Here is a 19,792-nt window from a genome sequence, read left to right as displayed (position 1 = left end):
ATGCTGTATCGCTCGACGGATCGCCTCTGTCGTCGTGGCGCTCCCATGAAGAACCTGGCCCATAGCGCATCCTTTGATTCGGACGAAAAGTATGCACCATCAAAGCCTGGGATCAAACACCTAGGGCTCATTCAAGTCGACCAATTGCGGTGCCATATATGGAGATCTTTGGCGGTCATCCATAGTCCCAAACACGGATATGTTTCGGAATGCCGCAGTTGACGGCAGAGTAGCTTTGTCAACTTGCCCTGCAAGCTTTTCTGATCGCGGCGCCCATAAATTTGCATGCAAACGCATTGGAAGGTGCGGAATCGGCGTAGGGTCCCAACCAACACGTTCATGGACAACTTTGCCATCGACAGACCACACGATACGGCCTGGCTGCCAGTCGATGGCGTACATATGAATGTCCAATGTGCTGTCGAAACCTAGGTCAATATGGCATGGAGTTCCTCGATACCCGAAGCTCATGTTGGAGCCATCATCGCCTGGGTTGAAATATACGTTGACCAACATTCGGCGAGGATCACCGCCTGCAAGTTCGACGTCTATTTCCTGTCGAGGGTCGCTGCGATGAAGAAAAAATCCTGTAACGAGACCAGATCCGCGCGCTGCCCTTATCCCAGCTTCGAAGCGCCCCTGCTCAAAGGACCGCCTGGATGCAAAGGCACCTGATCGATAAGGACGTAGCCCCGCTTCGGCCACACTGATTGAGATATTGGCTCCGCTATCCTGATAGGTGATGGTTTCGTGCGCGAATGTGGCCAAGTTGCCTGGGAACGTCTCTACTACACTGGGTAACTCGGGCGAAGCAGAGCTCATATCTGCATGGATGATGCGGCTACCGGAGCTCTCATGGCGTCGCGCGCCCTGAGGGCGTAATGGCCAATCAGGATGAGGCGGCAGGACCCATGGCGAATCGTCAATCAAATTGATACTTTTCTTCGGTGCAGGTCCGGACTTGCGTTCTACGTAAGGACGATCATCTCGAAAAACCCTCAAACTTCGAGAGGCGCCAAGCGGGAAGGCCTCAACCGGTTCGGCGAGACCCAAAAAGGTGCAGAGTGGTTCCCAGCGTTCGATGGTTGTGCAATCTAGCGACAGAACTGCGGTCCGGGGCGCAGGAATGTCGTCCAAGTTGATGCCGACCCGTTTCGGGGCGTCAGGTTCGAAAACGAATTTGAGGTCGGCGTTCGCCAACGCGGCCGATAATGCGCGCCGCGAAAGCGGTGGGTCGACAAGAGCGTCAAACTCATCAAATAGGGAAGAAAGCTCCGCTGCATCGATTTGGTTCTCGTGACCGTCGAATACGCGGACACGTAGTCCCAACATCGACAATGCCATGGCAAGGCCGTCCCGCTCGCCAAGTTTTGTCCAAGCCAGTAGCGGCTCGACACGAATCCGATTGGAGGGCATGTCGCCTGAACCTGCGTCGACGATTCCCGCCCGAGCCAGGAACGGTAGGACGGAGTAGGAGTTGTCGGACCCGCTGTCGTGTCTTTGGAGGATTGATGGAGTGGAAAGCGCGAGTGCCTGGAGTTCGTCGAAGCGATAGTTGATCCACATATCCACCGGACCGATGACTGGCATTGCTTTCAGTAGTGCAACTGCTCCTTCTTTTGACAAAACATAGCCCGATAGGAACCAAAGCCCGCGCACCGGCCTGAACAGGGCGTCGCAAACATCAGCACGTTCCGCTGTTCCGCCAGCATCAGAGTAGGAGAGATATAGGAGACGTGGTCCACCTTCGATCCGGCAGCGCTGCAGTGCAGCCTGCCAACCGCTATCCACGGCCGCCGCAGCTCCCCGGCGAAACCAGATGTCATCTTCAAGTACCAACACGAACTTGTGGGGGCCCTTTGCGATGCTCTTCCAGACCTCTATGTGCGACCGCGCGACCGCAGTTTCCTGACGGGTCATCATCACTGGTTCATTGGCGCTAAAACACTCTGCCAGCCTCTTGTCCGGCTGGACATATAGTTGGTCTCCTATGCGATAATTGGGATCGACATCCGCCGTCGCTGCAATCGCACGGCCATCGCGGGCGTCGATAGCAGCGAACCTGTTGACTATCGAGGTAAGTGGGGATCCATCGGCCATTCGGAAGCGGCGAAGTTCGCGGATAACTCGGCGCCACCGTCGGGGTTGCCGGGTGAGATTCACGACCAGAATTGCCCCGATCTGGTCGTCCCGAGTACCGAATGCAACCATTCGACCACCCGGCAGGACGCACGCTGCAGCACGTGCAGCTCGGAAGATGAAGTTATGTAGGAAACAAGACGCTTTGCTAAGGTTCATCGCAAGGCCCAAAGAAATTCAAAACCCTGACCCGTCGACGTTGCGCCAATTCCTCGCGTCGCCACGGTAGGAAAGGTCCCATTTGGTTTCCGCGATTTCCTCCCAATCGCGTAGCAATTCGAAATCGAAAGGATAGCCAGCGATAGTCAAAGCATTTGCGTGTGCAGCCAGGACCAGGGTCAGGTTACCAGGGCCTGTCGTTCCTTGAATTTCTGGGAGCGGATCATCACTCAGCAGTTTTCTAGTGGCGCGAGCAAGTGCCTGAACCAGGACGGGGTGCCGCGCCGGAGCTGCGATCGGATCGTTGTTGACATAGAATACTCGCCCCTGTGTAGGCAGATCAGCCCCCCAAATTTGAGAAGCTGGCACCATCCTGCTGGTCGCCAAGTCGTAGCAGAGCGGCTGTATCTTCAATTTGCCGTCATCGAATATGCGTCGCCAACCATCACCCAGCAGCACGTCATCGGCATCCACGTACATGCCCCCCTCTGCGAGCACGAAGCACATCCGAAGATAGTCGCTGCGCATCGCCGGGTGCCGACAACGAGCGAATGCTGCGATTTCCCTGGGCCCGTACCAGTCTGCGATATATTCCGCGGCGGAGGCATCATCAAAAAGCCGAAAGAAGAATCCTTCATCGCCAAGTCGTTTCCAGCTGTCGAGACAGGCCCGAACGTCGTCGGGGAGATCGCTATGGTCGTGCCAGTACTGGATAAGCGTTTTCGGGATTGACGAGGAATTGGAAGTGGCGACGATTGCTCCTTGCGTTGATCGATCCATCTGCCGCAGAGTGATCTGGCGGATGCAGGTTGATCGAAGTGTCTCATCGTTCTCAAAGCCCGGTGGGTAACTCTGCATTTGTCTCATCTCACACGGGCTTCCTGTCCGAACTCCTGAGATACCCTTGATAATGTTCAGATGACTTGAGAATGTAAGATTTCCCTTCAAGCACAAACCCGTCAAGACCATGGTCTGTAACGTATGCGTTCAGATCGATGATGTTGTTGATGAATCCCTTTCCATTGAAATTCAAAGATGTGTTGCACAACACCCCAAAGCCTGTCCTTTCTTTGAAGGCGGCCAGAAGGTCATGAAGACGGGCGTTTGAGACGGGTGTTACTGTTTGAATGCGGGCCGTCCCGTTCACATGCGTTACTGCTGCCAGTGCATCAGTCGTCGTGCGATACGTGAACAACATATAGGGGCTATCGTGGTCACAGCCGAACCAAGCTTCGGCATCATCTCTCAAGCAAACGGGTGCTATTGGGCGGAACTGCTCTCGTTGCTTGATTTCGTTCAATCGCACCCTGGTGTCGTCTCGAAATGGAGCAGCCAAGATTGATCTATTGCCAAGCGCACGTGGGCCGATCTCGTACCTGCCGTTGACCCATCCTAGAATTAGGCCGCCGGCTAGGAGATCGGCAATCTTCGTATAATCGATATTGTAGACGTCGTACTTGCTCGCATCGAAACGCCCCCGTTCTTGGAAGGCCAAGCCTGAGTACAAATCCCAACCTATCTTCGGATTGCCCGTGAAGTGCAGCTGAGCGTCGATCGCGGTGCCTATGGCGGAACCGGAATCGTTCGCGACAGGCGGGACAAAAACCTCCTCGAACAGTCCCGTTTCCACCCATTTCGAATTCCAGTCGCAGTTAAGGCCACAGCCGCCTGCAATGACTAGGGGCAGGCCCCTCTTCATGTTCGCTCGCGCGAACTTGTGAAAAACGTCGAAGATGGCATCGCTGTATATGCCAGCGAAGTTGCGAAACTCTGGATCGTCGAGTCCTGAGTTTAGATGCGGGGCATTGTCGATGTTTTCGTAATCGCTTAGCTTCCTGTATTGGCCATCGAGCAGAAACCTGAGCAATTTCTTCTCCTCGATCGTGGGCTGGTTGCGCGTCGAGAACGACGCAAGAGCCATAAGTTTCCCAGCATCCGTGGCGCGAGGATAAGGCCCATCTTTCGGGAAAGTCGGGTCTGCTAGGCCGTAGAGCATTCCATATCGATTGCCCGGTTGTTTCAGGACGTCGCCGAGTGGCGTAATGTGGAACTCTGCATCCACTTCGTAGAACGCCCCGATATCTCCTTCCCAAACCAGTGCATAAAATGGGGTGCCTTTGGGGATGCGGGACATGCCGAATGCGCAAAGAATATGGGAGCGCTCATGGGTTGACGAAAAATAGTCGACTTTACCTTTGAAGAAGCGGCCCTTCTGGATGATCGACTGATCGGTCGAAATACCCCGGTATCCAGAATTCCTTAGTGATCCGAATAGATACTCATGGTGATCATAGGGCCACCAGCCTCCCATGCAGATGACGTCCGGCAATTCTCCGATCTCTCCGATAGAATCCAAGACGTGGGAGATGGACAACTGAGAATTTCGGTAGTGCGAGTCTTTCTCCGACTCGATCGAGAACATCAGGCGCGCGTCCTTTAGGTAGACAACTGCGCCATCGTGACCTGGATTGTAGGATAGTATATTCAAGAACCAAGCCCTCACAGGTGCTAATAGCTGTTTGTGCGAATCGCCTCGCAAAGAAAACTATCTTGCACGATTTCCAACAGGGCCGCAGATTATTTCAATCTCGCCATCTGAACCGCTTGCAGCAGCTTAGCGGCACGAATTCGTTACAACTGCCGCTTTGAGCGGAGCAACAAAAGAGTGAAAAAGCGCGAGTAGAACGTGGATGTTGAATCTATACCTCTAACGCCTAGTTGCGAAGCCATTGCCAGATCCACCGCATCTCTTGTTCGCGGGCATTGATGTATGGCCAATATTAGTCGATTCGGTCAGAAATGAATTGCTCCGAACCTCATGATCCCACAAGTTCCGAACGCGCTATATGTCTTCCAAAGTCGCGCAAGGCAATTTGCCCGCCGATGTTTGAACCAATGGGCGATCTGCCTCAGGCAAACAGTTGATCCGAGCCTATTGCCCATCACACAAGGTTCTTGGTAACGCCGTCGCCGCCTTCAACCCGACCGAGCGACGCACGGGAAAGACGATCATCCGCGTTCGTCCGTGAGCGACACGCGCCTATCGGTGCGCGTGGCCGGCCGGCGCTATTCGGATCGGCTGCCGCAGGCGATCGACGCGAGGGGCGCCAAGGGCTGTATCTGCCTCTATGTTCCCTTCACGATTCTCGGTTTGGCCGGTCGGCGGGATTGAGCCGCGCTCTCAAGGGCCAAGGCCAGCTGCTTCTCGTCTTGGATGGCGCGATCGACTGCCTTAATTTCCTCTTGGAGCGCCTTCAGCTCGGCTCCGTAGCTGGAGCCGTCACTGTCCCCGATCTGAAAGCCGCTTGCCCGCATTGCGCCAAAAGCCGCCATTCCGCTGTCGGCCTAAATGCCGCCGCGCGGCAATGCGCCCAATCTCTGCTTCAGACCCGCACTATTGTGTCTCGAAAGCGGCGATTTACCCTAGGGTAAATCGTGACGGGCAATGGTGGGAAGCGGACTGGCGGCTTTCGAAGTGCGCCCTACGAAGTCAGATGTCCACTCAATGGCCAGATCATGGATTTATTACACGTATCCAATATAATGGCGCAAGCTCCGCAGCCGGAGCGGCGCCGCAGAGCCCGCCAGCACTCGTTTCGGCTTCCGCGGGCCTTGGTGCCTCTCGCCGGCCTGGATTAGCAGCTCGTCTGAGCTCAAGCACGGAACTCTCCAGCGCCTCCTTATCCAGATCAACCCTAATCAACTATGATGTTACGGTGGTTGGGGAGGATCCAAGTGCGAAGCCGCTGGACCATTCTTACTGTTTTGTTTGTCGCTCGTGCCGCCTTCGCCTTTCAATTTGGGAGCGTAGGGCCCGTCGCGCCGCAGCTCAGCCGAAGTCTCGGTGTGAGTTTGGCCGATGTCGGTATCCTTATCGGCATCTATTTTGCGCCGGGCGTCCTGCTTGCCTTGCCCGGCGGGACGATCGGCCGCCGCTATGGTGACAAGACGACGGTCCTCGCCGGGCTGCTGATGATGCTGGCAGGCGAATTAATGATGACCTCGTCGGCGTCATGGAGCATGCAGATCGCAGGCCGACTGATTGCCGGCACTGGTGGCATACTCTTGAGCGTTCAGATGACCAAGATGGTCGCCGACTGGTTTACTGGCCGGGAAATAGCCACAGCGATGGCCATCTTCGTCAACTCGTGGCCGGCTGGCATCGCAATCGCGCTCATGCTGTTGCCAGCGATCGGAGAGAGGTTCGGGCTCCATGCCGTCAACCTTGCTGTCGCAGGCCTGATTCTGATCGGATTCGGCTTCATCGCCTTTATCTATCGTTCGCCGGCCACCCCAGTTTCTGCGGAAGGCGAGCGCGGCAGTCTGACCGCAAAAGCGATCTATGCCGTGATTGTAGCCGGCTCGATCTGGTGTCTCTATAATATCGGTCTTGCAATGATCTTCAGTTTCGGACCATCGATGCTCGTCGAGCGAGGCTGGTCCAGCACGACAGCTGGATCGACGATTAGCATCGTGCTCTGGCTCGCTGTGCTCTCGGTTCCTTTCGGGGGCTTCCTCGCCGACCAGACCAAACGCGGCGACGCCGTGGTCGTCACAGGCTGTATCGCCTTCGCGCTGCTGACGCTGCTCCTGTCGCGAAGCGACGCGGTGCTTCCCATCGTCGTTGCCCTTGGGATCGTCTGCGGCCTGCCCGCCGGCGCGATCATCAGCCTGTCTGCGCTTGTGCTCGAGCGGAAGACGCGGTCGATCGGAATGGGAATATTCTACACGGTTTTCTATGCCGGGAGCCCGGTTGGACCGGCGATCGGTGGAAAGCTCTCGACGTGGCTGGGCGGCGCGAGCGCCGCGCTCGACTTCGGCGCCGCCGTGCTCCTGGTTTGCCCGGTCATTCTGTGGCTCTTCCGCCGTATTGTTGCTGGTGAGATTCGGCCGGCCGTTTCAGCGACATAAACGCGCGAGCAGGGCTTAGCGATGTGACGCTGGACAGCGGCGAACGGCGGTTTCCGACGATTGCTCGAGCCGCGATTGGTTTGCGCTGTGGCGCGGGATGCTCGATCAGACCCTGGAACACCAGAGCAAGTAAATAAGATGGAAAATGTTCGGACAAGCGATGTCGGCGCTTCACCAATGACCGGGATTGCAACTCGTTTGGCTCGTCCCGGCTTGAGCGGAACGACCGCATTGCGCGGTTTGCTCCCAATAGCTGACAGTTCGCTGCCGGCCCCATGAGCGGCAGTGTCCTGCGACGTTCTTCTCTCTCGGCCAATCACGGCCGAGGAGAATGACATGGGCCATTCTCAATTTGACGATGCCAGCCGCCAGCACGCAGCCTGGAATGCTGGGAAGAAGGTCGGCACCAAGCGTCCTTTCACCCAGAAGCAGATTTGGGCTATTCGCTTTTTCCTCGATCGCGAGAGGCGCGTTCGGGACCGTGCGCTATTCGATCTGGCAATCGATAGCAAGCTTCGCGGCTGTGACCTGGCCAAGGTCAGGATTCGCGATGTCGTCGCCGGACCGGAGATAAGGACCCGCGCGATCGTTGTTCAGCAAAAGACGGGGCGGCCGGTTCAGTTCGAGATCACTAACGACGTAAGAGCCAGCCTTCTGGTTTGGCTCCAACGACGTGGAGGCTCGGTCGAGGATTTCCCGAGCCGCGTCGATCATGCACGCCACATGAGCACAAGGCAGTACGCGCGCCTGGTCGACGAATGGGTGACCGCGATCGGTCTGCGTTCGGAGGAGTATGGAACGCACTCGCTCCGACGTATCGCGTAACTAACACGCCAGCCCGAAGCTGCCTGGCGGATCGCCAGTTCTGCCGTTTGGCAAAACCGAAGGAATGGCCGGTCCCCACCCAGTAACTACTGTGTTGCGAACGGTAAGAATGGGTCGGTTGCTGCCGCTGTGCCAATCGCGGGCGAAATGGGGTGGATTGCGAAACGGCGGCTTTCGGGCAGGATGCGACCCGAAGTAGAACTTCAAGAATATGAAGTCATCAGGCCTGGAGTATCGTGATGGATTTTGAAGCGGGCGTTGTTTTGGTTGTCGGTGCTGGGTTCGCGAAGAATGCAGGCTTGCCATTAGCCAGCGAGTTTACCGAGCGCCTCTTGGATTTAGATGGTCTGAAGGATAACGGACCTAGCGCCGCGCAGGCGGCGTTCCTCCGGGAATTCGTGGATAAAACCTTCAACGATGGTTCCACTACCCCTGATGACAAGTGGCCGGAACTTGAGGACATTTTTACTCTGGTCGACCAGTCTGCCAACTCCGGGCATCACCTCGGGCCCCTTTACTCTGCGGCAGATCTTCGCGTGGTTCGGCGGGCGATGATTGTCCGTATCGTCCGAATGCTCCAGCAGGCTTACAATAAGCAATTGAAGCGCCGTGGCGCGGATTCGAAGCTGCTCAACGCTCTGTTTGATGGCCTCAAATTGGATAACACGGCCGTCTTGAGTATGAATTGGGATATGGTCTTCGAAAGAGGCATCGAGTTGCGGCAAGAGGTACGCAACGTCGAGTACGGCTGCAATGCCACGCCGACGCGCCTCGAAGATGACGTTGTGCGCAGAAGACGCTCGGCAGATTTGGGGACAAGGACGCTCCACCTTCTGAAGCCACATGGATCGATAAATTGGCTTTACTGCGACGCGTGCCGCGAATTGTTCTGGGTGCCGTCAACTGACACGGAGCGTGTGGCGCAGACCCTGTTTCAAGAGAGAGACTGGCGCGCCGTATTTGGGCCATCGCATAAGGGCTCGTTGCCCAAGTCAATAAAGCCTCACTGTCCGCATTGTGGTTCACAGTCACTCGGCACGAGGATAGCAACTTTCAGCTATCGCAAAGCGCTAGATTTCGCAATGCACGCTGCAACTTGGCGGACCGCGGAAGCACATCTGAAAACTGCGATTCACTGGGTATTCTTCGGATACTCCATGCCGCCAGCAGACTTCGAGTTCAAATACCTACTCAAACGCGTTCAACTGACCGAGGGTATCCCACCCGATATTACCGTCATAACGGGCGGCAGCACGAAAGCGGCGGAAGAAACTATACGCCGCTATAAGCAGTTTTTCGGCGATGGACCAGGCGACCGACACTACTTTCGTGAAGGGTTGACAGACGAGGTCGTCCGCCACCTTAGAAGCATCGAAGCTCTAAATCCGGTGAAGCGCGCACGCCGTTCACGCACGAGGTCGTCGTCCCGGCCTTAGTAAAAATCGCGGGCGCTTGCGTAACCGATCCAACAGCAGCTATCGGGATGTTCAGCCCCAATCGTAAACGGCTGAAATTGGGTCGACTGTAGAACGGCTGCTTTCTGCGTAACCGTCGCGAAGACCTGACAGTCCGGTCCCGGCCCCAACAACGTCGTTCCAGTTCTCGACCAGCGCGCGGTCTTGGTACCGTGTCGAAAGGTTTGATCGCACATGCCGAAAATGTTTGCATGGCGCAATAAGTTTATATCGGCTCGTATATGGGAACTGCCGATATGGGAGCCTATATAGCGGTGAATTGATATATAAACGTATATTGACACCCGTCATATACGGTCCTATATCGGGCTAGCTCATGCAGAATCGTATAGGCCATGAAGATCAGAACAGCTCGCGACATTGGTATCCTGATCAAGGAGGCCCGCACCCGGCGCGGCCTGTCCCAGGCTGCCTTGGCCAAGGTGATCAACACCACGCAGACGTGGGTGTCGTGGATCGAGAACGGCAAGCCCAGCGCCGAGATCGGCAACGTGCTGCTGGCGCTGACCACGCTTGGTGTGGAACTGGACTTTCAGATCCCGACGGCGCCGACGGCGGCTGCTGATCATCATCATAATGCCGATGAACGGCATGTCGACGATGATGACGACGAGATTCCCTACAAGCTCTAGGTGACGATGATCATGGTGAACCCCATCGACACCCTCGACGTCCATATCGCTGGCAGACCGGTTGGGTGGCTCCACCACCTGCAGGGCGGCAAGCTTTCGTTCTCCTATCACGAGGCATGGATGGAGGGCCGGGTGGCGATCCCGCTCTCCCTGTCCATGCCGACGATCACCAGGACCTACGAGGGCAAAGTCGTCGAGGCATTCCTCTGGGGTCTGCTGCCGGATAATGAGCAGACCCTCGCCAGATGGGCGCAGAGGTTCCAGGTCTCCGCGCGAAACCCGTTTGCCCTGCTCAAGAATGTCGGCCGCGACTGCGCCGGCGCCGTCCAGTTCCTTCCTCGTGGCGACCAGGTTTCCCGCGGCGAGAACGTGGAGTTGCTCACCGAGGCGCAGATCGGCGACCGCCTGCGCGACCTGCGCAAGGATGGTGCAGCGACCCGGCGAATCGGCGATCCTGGTCAGTTCAGTCTCGCTGGTGCGCAGGCAAAGACGGCGTTCCATTTCGACAAGGGCAGCAATCGCTGGGGGATCCCTCTAGGCGACACGCCCACCACACACATCTTCAAGCCGCCTTTGCCGCACTTGCACGGGCATACCGAGAACGAGCATTTCTGCCTGCAGCTTGCATCCAAGCTCGGCATGGACGCTGCACATAGCCAGGTTCTCGACTTCGCAGGCGAAAAGGCGATCGTTATCGAGCGCTACGACCGCCGCAACATCGACGGCAAGACCATCCGCATCCATCAGGAGGACATGTGCCAGGCCCTGTCGGTGATGCCGACGCTTAAGTACGAGAACCAGGGTGGGCCAGGTATCACAACGATCTCCAGAAAGGTGCTGTCGGCCGCCCTCGGCCCCGTCCAAGACCGTCAGATCTTCATGGCCGCGAACGTCTTCAACTGGATCATCGCCGGCACGGACGCGCATGCAAAGAACTACTCGATGCTGCTCGGTGCCCAGGGCGAGGCCCGCCTAGCTCCGCTCTACGACATCTCCTCCATTCTGCCGCACCTCGGGGGAGAGATCCAATCTGAGATGCGCGACCTTAAACTGGCGATGAAGATCGACAGAGTCTATCCCATCGAGGAGATCATGCCGCGCCACTGGGGGCGCTGTGCGTCCTCAGCAAAGGTTGGCAGCGAGTACACGGTGCGGACGATCCGCCATCAGCTCGCGGTGATGCCCGATATGGCATCGGAGTGCGCCCAAGAGCTTCGCCAGGAGGGGATCATCCATGAGATCGTTGGTCGCCTCGTCGACGCGATCGCGACGCGCATCAAGGGCTTGTCCCGGATCTATGGAGAGGAATGTTGTGGAGGTTAAAGTCGGGCAGGGATAGCGGATCCACGGACTAATGCCGGCGAAATGGACGGACCGCACACTGCCCACGGGATTCTCGCTCTAATAGCGCCCCGGCTCCGGGCCGGGTAGATGGCCGGTTTCGGAACCGGCCATCGGCAGCTTCCCGCCGAACACGGTCAACTTTCTCTCCAGGAAATCTGACAATGCGGGCCTACGATTTGGCGTCGAGTTGTGGCGTTTTTCGACGGTCAGTATGATTTCCGGCGGTTGGAGATTTGTATCCGCGTTTGATGAACGGCCGCTGTTGGGTTCAAAGTGGATGGTCGCGTTGGTGTGTGGACAGCAGGCTTGCGGCGTCCCTCGATTGGACCACCCGCAGGTTTTTGCTCTTGAGTTCATCCAGATAATCGGCCCACCACTGCATCATCTTGACGCGCTCGTCCCAATGCTCTGCCCGGGCGTAGGCGCGCCGAACGTCGTTGTTTTCAATGTGGGCCAGCTGCCGCTCTATCGCGTCCGGATGCCACTTGCCGCATTCGTTCAGCAGAGTTGATGCCGTTGCTCGAAAACCATGCGCGGTAGCTTCTTCCTTGCTATATCCCATACGACGCAGTGCGGCGTTGAGCGTATTGTCGGAAATCGGACGCGAAGCCGATCGAACACTAGGAAACAGCAGCAATCCACCACCAGAGATTTCCCTCAGTGAAGTCAGGACGCTGATCGCCTGCTTTGACAGGGGTATGCGGTGCGGACGTCGCATTTTCATGCGTGCTTCAGGGATGGTCCATACCGAGCTTTCAAAATCGAAATCTTCCCATTCAGCGGAGCGAAGCTCGCCGGGGCGGGGAAACATCAGAGCCATCAGCTTCAGACCGGCTCGGGTTGTAGGCTGTCCGTCAAATGCATAGATCGCCCTCAGCAAACCGCCCAAGGCCTTCTGATCGGTAATCGCGGCGCGAGGCGTTACCGTCGGACTGATGAGTGCGCCTCTGAGGGCGAAGGTCGGATCTGTCTCGGCGCGTGCGGTGGCGATTGCGTATCGAAACACGCTGCCGATGGTGGAGCGCAGTCGCCTGGCCGACTCGTATCGACCGCGAACCTCAACGCGACGGAGGGCGGCAAGGATGGTGGCCGTATCGATCTCCCGAATGCACTTATCGCCGATAATCGGATAGGCAAAGTCGAGCAGCCATTTGACCTTGCTGATCGTCCGGTCGGCACGTCCCTCCTTCCTTAGCTTGTCGACATATTCCTCCGCGATTGAGCGAAAGGAGTCCTTAGCCGAATCAGCCTTTTGCAAGCTGCGTTCCTTTCCAGGGTCGACGCCAGCTAGCAGGAGCCTTTTAGCATCATCGCGCGCCTCCCGTGCCTCGGCGAGAGAGATAAGGGGATAGCTGCCCAGCGCGAGCAGTTTCTGCTTGCCCTTAAAGCGGTAGGCGACCCGCCAGAGGCGAGAGCCCGTGGGCTGTACCCATAGCTGCAGCCCGCCCCCGTCAGATAATTTCACGAGCTTGGAAGCAGGGCGGGCATTTCGACATTTCACGTCGGAGAGGGGCATTCGTCAGGTCTCCCTTAGCTGTTTCGATACCATCAGGATGTCGAATACCAACGGAAATACCATCCCCCCGCCTCGTTGGACCAAATGCTCCTGAAGCGCTCCCTGTCCCGCTTAACTGCGCAATGCGACTGCAAAACATCAACAATTCCAGGCGCTTGCAGAAGCTGCAGCGTAGAAGGTTCGGTGAAAGGGAGTGTCGGGAGAAGGGGGGATGGTGCCCAGAGGCGGATTCGAACCACCGACACGCGGATTTTCAGTCCGCTGCTCTACCAACTGAGCTATCTGGGCCTCGCCGGGAAACGAGACATCGCCTGACCGGATTTCAGGAAAGCGCCGTGGGGCACCCCTTGAAAGCGCGTGGGTTATAGCACGGGAATCCGGCCTGTCCAGCGCCTAAGCGCTGATTTTCCGGGGCAATTGTCGCAGACAATACCGACGCCGGCAAAGCAGCAATTGCGTAAGGTCGGCGAAGTGGAATTGCGCGGCCGGCACCGCCCAAACCCTACTTCGGCTCGTCGCTCTCGTCCTCGTCATCCCGCGCGGTGATGACATAGGCGCCCTTCAGCCAGCGGTTGAGGTCGATGTCCTTGCAGCGCTTCGAGCAGAACGGATAGGTCTCGCGCGCCGACGGCTTGCCGCATTCGGGGCAGGGGCGCTTCGGGCGCAGTGGTGTGACCTTATCGTCCAGGCTCATGGCCCCGCGGTATGCCAGCTGGTGTGGACCTTGAAGCCTTCGCCCGAAAGCAGCGCCACTGTCTCGTAGAGCGGCAGGCCGACAATGTTGGTGTAGGAGCCGACCAGCTTGACGACGAACGAACCGGCGAGACCCTGGACGGCATAGCCGCCGGCCTTGCCGCGCCATTCGCCGGAGGCGACATAGGCGTCGATCTCCTCGCGTGGAAGCCGCTTGAAGCGTACCCTGGATTCAACCAGCCTTTGGCGCAGCTTGCCGCCCGGCGTAATCAGGCAGATGCCGGAATAGACCCGGTGCGAACGGCCCGAAAGCAGTCCAAGGCAATTGGCGGCGTCGTCCAGCGTCTCGGCCTTGGGCAGGATGCGGCGTCCGACCGCGACCACCGTATCGGCGGCCAGCACGAAACTTGGCGCATAGTCTTCCTCGCTTTTCAGCGAGGCCAGCGCCTTCTCGGCCTTTTCCTTCGACAGCCGCTTGGCCAGCGAGCGCGGATGTTCGGCGCGCAGCGGCGTTTCGTCGACATCGGCTGGCAGCACGCGGTCCGGCTCGATGCCGGCCTGTTGCAACAGTTCGATCCGGCGCGGCGAACCAGAGGCAAGCACGAGCTTCTGCAGGATGCTCATCGCGGTTCGCGCCGGACTGTTACTTGAAACGGTAGGTGATGCGGCCCTTGGTCAGGTCATAGGGCGTCATCTCGACCAGGACCTTGTCGCCGGTCAGCACACGGATGCGGTTCTTGCGCATGCGACCAGCCGTATGGGCGATGATCTCGTGTTCGTTTTCGAGCTTCACCCGGAACATCGCGTTGGGCAACAATTCCGTCACGACACCCGGAAACTCGAGGACTTCTTCCTTCGGCATTCGATACCTTTGCTTGGATTGCAGTTCCGGCGCCCTGGAGCGCCCAGGCCGGAATTTCGGCGGAACCTATATGATAATCGTGCGCTTGTGAACACGCTTAGATCGCGTCATAAGCGACGCGCTCCAAGCTTTCGTTTTATGCATGTCGTTGTCTCAAAACCGGGACCGCTTTTGAGCGACATGCATCAATCCGCCGCGTTTTTTACCTCCGGAAGCAGAAAACGTCGGCTGATGCGCGCTTTCAGCCGTTCTCTCACGTCGCGATAGCTGGCCATGATCTGCTCGCGCCTACCGCCGACATCGGTCGGATCCGGCATCGGCCAGTATTCGACGTCGACGGCAAGCGAGCGGGTGAGTTCGAGCGCGGCGTGGTGGGCTTCCGGCGCCAGGGTGACGATCAGGTCGAAATAATCGTCCTCGAGATCGTCCATCGAGCGCGGCTGGCGCTCGCCCAGCGTCAGGCCCTCTTCGGCCAGCACCGCGTCGACGAACGGATCGCGCTCGCCCCTGTGCACGCCGGCAGAGGCGACGAAAGTGGCCGGCGGCAGCATGCGCCGCGCCAGCTGCTCGGCCATCGGTGAGCGCACGGCGTTCATGCCGCACAAAAACAGGATCGAGCGGGGCGCCCCAGTCAGGTCTAACCCCGCCAGTGCAGCACGCAGACCAGCGTGAACAGCCGCCGCGCCGTGTCGAAGTCGATGTCGATCTTGCCGGCCAGCCGGTCCATCAACGTCTGCGAGCCTTCATTGTGCAGGCCGCGCCGGCCCATGTCGATCGCCTCGATATGGCTTGGCGTCGAGGAGCGGATGGCGTCGTAATAGCTTTCGCAGATCAGGTAGTAGTCCTTGACGATGCGCCTGAGCGGCGTCAGCGACAGGATATGGGTGACGACATCAGCACCATCCTCGCGGGCGACCGCAAACACCAGCCGGGATTCGGCCAGCGAGAGCTTCAGCCGATAAGGCCCGGCGCCGTCATCATTGACCGGCTGAAAGCTGTTTTCTTCGATCAGGTCGAAGATCGCCACCGCGCGCTCATGTTCGACATCGGGCGTCGAACGGCCGATCGACTCGTCGAGCTCGACATCGATCAGCCTTGCGCGGGTTTGATCGCCGTCCGCCATCGCCGCCTACATGTTCAGCCGGATGGCGACGGAGCGGCCATGCGCGTCGAGGCCTTCCGCCTTGGCCAGCGCAATCGCCGCCGGCGCAAGTGCTCTCAGCTGCTCCGGCCCGAGCTTCAGGATCGAGGTGCGCTTGACGAAATCGAGCACCGACAGGCCCGAAGAGAAGCGCGCCGAACGCGCCGTCGGCAGCACGTGGTTGGAGCCGCCGACATAGTCGCCGATGACTTCGGGCGTATGGCGTCCCAGAAACACAGCACCCGCATTGCGCATCCTGGCCAGGAAGCCCTCGGCATCGTCGATGGCGAGTTCCACATGTTCGGCGGCGATGCGGTCGACCAGCGGCAGCGCGGCCTCGATGGTCTCCACCAGGATCACCGCGCCGAAATCGCGCCAGCTGGCAGCCGCCGTCTCGGCGCGCGGCAGGCTCAGCAATTGGCGCTCGACCGCCTGTTCGACTGCTTTTCCGAACGCAGGATCGTTGGTGATCAGGATCGATTGCGCCGACACGTCGTGCTCGGCCTGCGCCAGAAGATCGGCGGCGATCCAGTCGGGATCGTTGCTGCCGTCGGCCACCACCAGCACTTCAGACGGTCCGGCAATCATGTCGATGCCGACCGTGCCGAACACCTGGCGCTTGGCGGCGGCGACATAGGCATTGCCGGGCCCGACGATCTTGGCGACCGGCCGGATCGTTTCGGTGCCATAGGCAAGGGCGGCAATCGCCTGCGCGCCGCCGACGCGGTAAATCTCCGAAACGCCTGATATATCGGCTGCCACCAGCACCAGCGGATTGATGATGCCGCCCGGCGCCGGCACGACGATGACGATGCGCTCGACGCCCGCCACCCTGGCCGGCACGGCGTTCATCAGCACCGAGCTTGGATAGCTTGCCGTGCCGCCCGGCACATAGAGCCCAACCGCCTCGATCGCCGTCCAGCGCGAACCCAACTCGACCCCGGCGGCATCGGTATAGCGATCGTCCTTGGGCATTTGTCGCTCGTGATGGGATCGGATGCGGTCGCGCGCGAACTTGAGCGCATCGACCGTCTGCGGATCGGCGTCTTTGTAGGCCTGCGCGATGTCGTCCTTCGACACGGCAATGCCGAGGCTATTGAGGTCGGCCTTGTCGAATTTCAGCGTGTAGTCGACCAGGGCAGCGTCGCCCTCGGCACGAACCCGCGCAATGATGGCGCGCACGGCAGTGTCGACGTCCTCCGATACCTCCCGCTTGGTGGTCAGGAAGGCGGCGAAACGCTGCTCGAAACCGGCATCGGACTGGATAAGCGTAATGGCCATCGGCTGCGTCTAGATCGTGATGAGACTTGGTTGAAATCTCATCACGATCTAACCCTTTGTTGGAGCAAGATCTCTGGACAAACGATTCCCGTTTTGTCCAACAAAAACCGGCACCCACTTTTTGGGATCATGCTCTAGACCCTGTGCACCGGACGCGAGGTGGCTTCCCAGGCGCCGCCTATGTCGGCAAGCCGCGCCTCGATGCATTCGACGTCGAGCATGATCGCGCCGCCGCCGGAAAAGACCAATTCGACGATGCCGGCCGGCTTGCTGATTTCGATAAAGCTGATTGCCAGAAGCGACAGCACCTCGGCCGGCCGATCGCGGGCAATGCCGCTGGTCTTGGCGCCGAGCACGCGGTCGAAATGCAACACCGCCTGGCGCCGCTCATTGTGCTGGCTGAACAGCCCGGACTTCGCCTCCCAGACGAAGCGGTTCATGGTCAATATGAAACGCTTGGCCGAAGGCAGGTATTCGAGATCCGAGACCTTCATCACGGCGTCCTGGACGTGAGCCGAGACGATGCTCAGATCCTGATCGTCGAGCGCAATGAGTTTGAGGGCTGCCATGCCGAATGCACACCTGAAAGTTGGTTTCAGCCTTCTGTTAGGCGGTCTTTCCGGTCCGTGCAACCGCGACACAAATTCAACCCGAGGCTAGCGCCTCGGGTTTGAAGTGTTGGCGGTGAATGAAGGCAGCACCAGACGCCTGTCTGTCTGAAGCAACTGCCGTGCGGTCAAGCCGAAATCCGCTCGATCACCGCGCCGCAATTGGAGAGCTTTTCTTCCAGCCGCTCAAAACCGCGGTCGAGGTGGTAGACACGGTTGACCGTCGTTTCGCCTTCGGCCGCCAGACCGGCGATGACCAGCGACACCGAGGCGCGCAGATCGGTCGCCATCACGGGCGCGCCCTTCAGCTTGGAGACGCCGTCGACGATCGCCGTTTGGCCGGACAGCGTGATGTGGGCGCCGAGCCGGGCCAGTTCCTGCACATGCATGAAGCGGTTTTCGAAGATGGTCTCGGTGATGCGCGACTTGCCCTTGGCCATGGTCATCAGGCCCATGAACTGCGCCTGCAGATCGGTCGGGAAGGCCGGGAACGGCGCCGTCATGACGTCGACCGGCGAAATGCCGGCGCCGTTGCGCCGGACGCGAATGCCGGAATTGGTCGGCGTGATCTCGGTACCGGTCTGGGCAATCACATCCAACGCGGTCTGCAGCAGCTCGGGGCGGGCGCCTTCGAGCACGACATCACCGCCGGTCATGGCCACCGCCATGGCATAGGTGCCGGTCTCGATGCGGTCGGGGATGACGCGCACGCGCGCGCCCGACAGCGACTCGACGCCATCGATGGTGATAACAGGCGTGCCGGCGCCGGAAATCCTGGCGCCCATGGCGTTGAGGCATTCGGCGAGGTTGACGATTTCGGGCTCGCAGGCGGCGTTTTCCAGCACCGTCTCGCCCTTGGCCAGCGCCGCCGCCATCATCAGCACATGGGTGGCGCCGACGGAGACTTTCGGGAAGACATAGCGATTGCCGACGAGGCGGCCGTTCCTGGTCTTGGCCAGCACATAGCCGGTGTCGACATCGATGTCGGCGCCCAGCGCCTGCAAGCCCTCGAGGAACAGGTCGACCGGCCGCGTGCCGATGGCGCAACCGCCGGGAAGCGACACTTTCGCCTCGCCCATGCGGGCCAGCAGCGGGCCGATCACCCAGAACGATGCCCGCATCTTCGACACCAGCTCGTAAGGCGCGGTCGTGTCGACGATGTTGCGGGCCGAGAAATTGATGGTGCGCGAATAGCCCTCATTCTGCTTCTCGCGGCGGCCGTTGACCGAATAGTCGACGCCGTGATTGCCGAGAATGCGGATCAGCTGCTCTACATCGGCCAGATGCGGCACGTTTTCCAGCGTCAGCGTGTCGTCGGTGAGCAGCGAGGCGATCATCAGCGGCAAAGCGGCGTTTTTCGCGCCCGAAATCGGAATGCTTCCGGCGAGCTTGTTGCCGCCGACAATTCTGATGCGATCCATGAGAGAATGTCCCCTCGGCCCGATAGGCCGGTTTTCGTCAGTTTGAGTATCGGCCCGTCTAGACCATTGGCCGGCTTGGTTCAAGAAATAGGATTTCTGAGCCCCTTTGGCCAAGGTGACCGGCCAGTGTGGCTGATATCGGTCAGTCCTTGTGCATTTTTTCAGCAGCCGGCAGTCCTTCGGGCCGCTGGTCAGGATCACCGGTGCGCCGCGAGCGCGCTTGCGTCTTGCGCTTCATGAGATTGGCGCGCAGCTGCTCGGCCAGACGGTCCTTGCGGTCAGTCCCGTCCTTTTTTTCCGGATCAGCCTTTTTCGGTGGAATTGTCTTCTCGTCCATCGTTCCGTCCCGCCCGCAACTGGCAGGGCCTGCCGTTCAAGGGATAGTTAGCATTGTGGCGCCGCCATGTCAGCGAAACTTGTCTGGCAAAGCCTTTCACAGACGCCTTGCGCTTGCCGGTTCTATATGGCAGAAGCCCCGCCATCAGCGGCTGCGGTAGCTCAGTGGTAGAGCACTCCCTTGGTAAGGGAGAGGTCGAGAGTTCAATCCTCTCTCGCAGCACCAGTTCATTCCTTTGATTTAAAAAGATGCAGTCGCGAAGTCCGGGTCTCGTTGCGGACCAAAAAAGCCGGCTGACGCAAAAGTGCCAATCCCGCGCATCCAACCGTGGCGCCTCGCCCGGAAACATTGAGAGAAAGAGGCTCTACGGGGCCGGACGACTGCTCAACAAGTCCGGACCTGTCAACTCACGAACAGGCCGGTCTGGCCGTATCCGGCATGCTGAACA

General features: G+C 59.0%; 17 protein-coding genes, 2 tRNA genes and 1 pseudogene. 6 read left to right on the top strand and 14 right to left on the bottom strand.

What is annotated here, in order from left to right; translation table 11 throughout:
• Positions 1-120 precede the first annotated feature (120 nt).
• From NKJ18_RS26125 to NKJ18_RS26115, 3 genes are all read right to left on the bottom strand, one after another.
• Positions 121-2,211 (bottom strand): family 16 glycosylhydrolase, encoded by a 2,091-nt coding sequence (locus NKJ18_RS26125; RefSeq protein WP_352760405.1) that lies wholly within the window; start codon positions 2,209-2,211, stop codon positions 121-123.
• Between the two features lie 105 nt (positions 2,212-2,316).
• Positions 2,317-3,165, bottom strand: coding sequence for a glycosyltransferase family 32 protein (locus NKJ18_RS26120; protein WP_352723993.1), 849 nt, complete (start codon positions 3,163-3,165; stop codon positions 2,317-2,319).
• A gap of 1 nt (position 3,166) precedes the next feature.
• Positions 3,167-4,720, bottom strand: coding sequence for a carbamoyltransferase C-terminal domain-containing protein (locus tag NKJ18_RS26115; RefSeq protein ID WP_198022638.1), 1,554 nt, complete (start codon positions 4,718-4,720; stop codon positions 3,167-3,169).
• Positions 4,721-6,033: 1,313 nt separating this feature from the next.
• Here NKJ18_RS26115 and NKJ18_RS26110 point away from each other — a divergent pair.
• The 5 genes and pseudogenes from NKJ18_RS26110 (at position 6,034) to NKJ18_RS26090 (ending at position 11,464) form a co-directional block, all read left to right on the top strand.
• Positions 6,034-7,209 (top strand): MFS transporter, encoded by a 1,176-nt coding sequence (locus NKJ18_RS26110; RefSeq protein ID WP_023750632.1) that lies wholly within the window; start codon positions 6,034-6,036, stop codon positions 7,207-7,209.
• A 336-nt stretch (positions 7,210-7,545) separates the two neighbouring features.
• Positions 7,546-8,025: pseudogene (locus tag NKJ18_RS26105) on the top strand (tyrosine-type recombinase/integrase); the annotation flags it as partial.
• Between the two features lie 248 nt (positions 8,026-8,273).
• The gene (locus tag NKJ18_RS26100) at positions 8,274-9,470 is read left to right on the top strand and encodes a hypothetical protein (protein WP_023701837.1); all 1,197 of its coding nucleotides are present in this window, start codon (positions 8,274-8,276) and stop codon (positions 9,468-9,470) included.
• A 374-nt stretch (positions 9,471-9,844) separates the two neighbouring features.
• Complete coding sequence (locus tag NKJ18_RS26095; protein WP_023701836.1) at positions 9,845-10,141, top strand: helix-turn-helix domain-containing protein; 297 nt, start codon at positions 9,845-9,847, stop codon at positions 10,139-10,141.
• A 12-nt stretch (positions 10,142-10,153) separates the two neighbouring features.
• Positions 10,154-11,464, top strand: coding sequence for a type II toxin-antitoxin system HipA family toxin (locus tag NKJ18_RS26090; protein WP_352760401.1), 1,311 nt, complete (start codon positions 10,154-10,156; stop codon positions 11,462-11,464).
• Between the two features lie 289 nt (positions 11,465-11,753).
• Here the strand turns inward: NKJ18_RS26090 and NKJ18_RS26085 are convergent, their stop codons facing one another.
• From NKJ18_RS26085 to NKJ18_RS26035, 11 genes are all read right to left on the bottom strand, one after another.
• Positions 11,754-13,001, bottom strand: a complete 1,248-nt coding sequence (locus tag NKJ18_RS26085; protein WP_352760399.1) for a tyrosine-type recombinase/integrase — start codon at positions 12,999-13,001, stop codon at positions 11,754-11,756.
• 212 nt (positions 13,002-13,213) lie between these two features.
• Positions 13,214-13,289, bottom strand: a tRNA-Phe gene (locus NKJ18_RS26080).
• A 214-nt stretch (positions 13,290-13,503) separates the two neighbouring features.
• Positions 13,504-13,695, bottom strand: coding sequence for a DNA gyrase inhibitor YacG (gene yacG / locus NKJ18_RS26075; protein ID WP_023669280.1), 192 nt, complete (start codon positions 13,693-13,695; stop codon positions 13,504-13,506).
• Positions 13,692-14,318 (bottom strand): Maf-like protein, encoded by a 627-nt coding sequence (locus NKJ18_RS26070; protein WP_352760398.1) that lies wholly within the window; start codon positions 14,316-14,318, stop codon positions 13,692-13,694. Before NKJ18_RS26070 ends, yacG begins: the two co-directional genes overlap by 4 nt.
• Before the next feature lie 19 nt (positions 14,319-14,337).
• Positions 14,338-14,556, bottom strand: coding sequence for a translation initiation factor IF-1 (gene infA / locus NKJ18_RS26065; RefSeq protein WP_006200926.1), 219 nt, complete (start codon positions 14,554-14,556; stop codon positions 14,338-14,340).
• A gap of 185 nt (positions 14,557-14,741) precedes the next feature.
• The gene (locus NKJ18_RS26060) at positions 14,742-15,206 is read right to left on the bottom strand and encodes an arsenate-mycothiol transferase ArsC (protein ID WP_081725519.1); all 465 of its coding nucleotides are present in this window, start codon (positions 15,204-15,206) and stop codon (positions 14,742-14,744) included.
• A complete protein-coding gene (locus NKJ18_RS26055) occupies positions 15,194-15,679 on the bottom strand; it encodes a UPF0262 family protein (RefSeq protein WP_023669283.1) in 486 nt (161 codons plus the stop codon). Before NKJ18_RS26055 ends, NKJ18_RS26060 begins: the two co-directional genes overlap by 13 nt.
• A 6-nt stretch (positions 15,680-15,685) precedes the next feature.
• Entirely contained in the window at positions 15,686-16,978 is a 1,293-nt protein-coding gene (gene hisD / locus NKJ18_RS26050) for a histidinol dehydrogenase (protein ID WP_352760395.1), read from the bottom strand.
• Between the two features lie 134 nt (positions 16,979-17,112).
• Entirely contained in the window at positions 17,113-17,547 is a 435-nt protein-coding gene (locus NKJ18_RS26045; protein ID WP_023692404.1) for a DUF2948 family protein, read from the bottom strand.
• 167 nt (positions 17,548-17,714) lie between these two features.
• A complete protein-coding gene (murA, locus tag NKJ18_RS26040; RefSeq protein ID WP_352760392.1) occupies positions 17,715-19,007 on the bottom strand; it encodes a UDP-N-acetylglucosamine 1-carboxyvinyltransferase in 1,293 nt (430 codons plus the stop codon).
• 142 nt (positions 19,008-19,149) lie between these two features.
• Positions 19,150-19,344 carry a hypothetical protein gene (locus tag NKJ18_RS26035; protein WP_023669287.1) on the bottom strand — a complete coding sequence of 65 codons (195 nt, stop codon included), beginning with the start codon at positions 19,342-19,344 and terminating at the stop codon, positions 19,150-19,152.
• Positions 19,345-19,494: 150 nt separating this feature from the next.
• Here NKJ18_RS26035 and NKJ18_RS26030 point away from each other — a divergent pair.
• Positions 19,495-19,569 (top strand) — tRNA-Thr (locus tag NKJ18_RS26030).
• The last annotated feature ends 223 nt before the right edge of the window (positions 19,570-19,792 follow it).

This window comes from Mesorhizobium sp. M0217 (genome assembly GCF_040321955.1).
Lineage (GTDB): Bacteria > Pseudomonadota > Alphaproteobacteria > Rhizobiales > Rhizobiaceae > Mesorhizobium.
Note: the sequence above shows the minus strand (reverse complement) of the source record. Positions and strands in the feature narration are given on the sequence as shown.